Source organism: Romboutsia sp. 13368 (assembly GCF_018336475.1).
Taxonomy (GTDB): Bacteria; Bacillota; Clostridia; order Peptostreptococcales; family Peptostreptococcaceae; genus Romboutsia.
The window spans coordinates 1,577,382-1,579,510 of the sequence record NZ_CP048741.1 but is presented as its reverse complement, the minus strand read 5'-3'; the positions used below and the strand labels follow the sequence as shown (position 1 = coordinate 1,579,510).

The following is a 2,129-nucleotide window of genomic DNA, read 5'->3' as shown; positions in this document are numbered from 1 at the left end:
GTTATAAGGAGGTTACTATAGTTATATACTTAATAAAAAAGGATATCAATTGATATCCTCTTTTATTAAAACCTATTCATTAAATATACAATTATTACATATAGTCCAGATAAACCAACTAATCCATAAACTATACGGCTTAGGCCACTTATATTTCCGAAATGTCCTCCACCAGCTAATATAGCTGCAACTAAATCAAATTTAAATAAACTGACAAGACCCCAGTTGATTGCACCTATAACTACCAATACTAGAGCGATATCATAAAGTATTTGCATAATATTATGTTAAGATTAATCGAAAGGATTACCTTAACACTTCACCTCCTATATAAATTAATAGCTTAGTTAATATTTTCTCTTATTTTATGAAAAATATACAGTTATAAAAAAACTTAAAAATAATGAATAAACTTAGATAATAAAAGGAAAGTGCTAAAAGAGAGTAATATGTTTAGAGTAGCATGAAATTTACATAAATATAAAAGAGAGAGTTCAAATATTTAATTATTAAATAAATTTGAAATTGTTTGACAATTTGTACAATATAATATACCATTAGTGATAGAAATAATTGTTAACATATAATATCTATATGGCAAGTATGTATATATAAAAAGGGGGAAATAGATATGAATAACAGTTCAGTAGCAAAGAAAACTCAAAAGAAGACGTTTATGCAAAGATTTCTAGATATGATAGAAATAGGTGGAAATAAACTTCCTCATCCAGTTACACTATTTGCAATGTTATGTGTTGCAGTAGCGATAATATCTGCAATAACTGCAGCAATGGGTGTAGAGGTAACAACAGAAATAATAAATAGAACTACTAATGAAATGGAAGTTCAGACAATAAAGGCTGTATCACTTCTTAATGGTGAAGGCTTTAAGTATATGATAGAAAATGCTGTATCTAACTTTACAGGATTTGCTCCACTTGGAGTTGTTTTAGTTGGTATGTTAGGTATAGGAATAGCAGAAAGTTCAGGGTACATAGGAACATTACTTAAAAAAGTAGTTAGTATAACTCCAGCTAAGTTAATAGTTCCAACAGTAGTATTTTTAGGTATAATGTCAAACATGGCATCTGATGCAGGTTATGTAATACTTATACCACTTGGGGCATTAATATTTATGGCTTATGGAAAGCATCCACTTGCAGGTATAGCAGCAGCATTTGCTGGGGTATCTGGAGGATTTAGTGCAAACTTACTTATAGGTACTGTAGATCCAATGCTTGCAGGTTTAACTAATGAAGCTGCACATATAATAGACCCAACAGTAAATGTAACTCCAACTGCAAACTATTTCTTCATGTTTGCATCAACATTCTTAATAACTATACTTGGTACAATATTAACTACTAAAGTTATAGAACCAAGACTAGGTAAATATGAAGGTGAAAAAATAACTGGAGATTCTGATTTACAAAACATAAGTGATAAAGAAAAGAAAGCTATGACAGCTGCAAACTTTACATTCTTAGCAATGGTAGTTGGATTAGTAGTATTAATAGCAATGCCAAATTCATTCTTAAGAAACTTAGAAGCAGATAGTTTCTTAAACTCAATAGTAGACCATTCACCATTTATGAATGGACTTATACCAATAGTTGCACTATTATTCTTTGTTCCATCTGTAGTATATGGAAAAATAGCTGGAACTGTTAAAAATGAAAAAGAAGTAGCAGCTCATATGGGTAAAGCAATGAGTTCAATGGGAGCATATTTATGTTTAGCATTCGTTGCAGCTCAATTTATAAGTTACTTTAACTATACAAACTTAGGAACTATAATAGCAGTTAGTGGTGCATCACTATTAGAATCTGCAAATATTGGAACAATACCACTTCTTATAGGATTTATATTAATAACAGCATTTATAAATTTATTTATGGGGTCAGCTTCAGCTAAATGGGCTATAATGGCACCAGTGTTTATACCAATGTTCTTAAAGTTAAATATAGACCCTGCAGTAGTTCAAACTGCATATAGAATAGCAGATAGTTCAACAAACTTAATATCACCACTTATGAGTTATTTTGCAATGATTATAGTATTTACTCAAGTTTATGATAAGAAAGCTGGTATAGGAACAATAACATCTATRATGTTACCTTACTCAATGA

At 30.1% G+C, this 2,129-nt stretch carries 2 protein-coding genes; one reads left to right on the top strand and one right to left on the bottom strand.

The genetic code is table 11. The annotated features are described in order from the left end of the window. Positions 1-65 precede the first annotated feature (65 nt). Positions 66-278 (bottom strand): DUF378 domain-containing protein, encoded by a 213-nt coding sequence (locus G3997_RS06330; RefSeq protein ID WP_296644593.1) that lies wholly within the window; start codon positions 276-278, stop codon positions 66-68. 353 nt (positions 279-631) lie between these two features. Between G3997_RS06330 and G3997_RS06325 the strand changes: the two genes are divergently transcribed. After that, positions 632-2,129: AbgT family transporter (locus tag G3997_RS06325; protein ID WP_296644591.1), on the top strand; the 1,498-nt coding region annotated here is incomplete at its 3' end.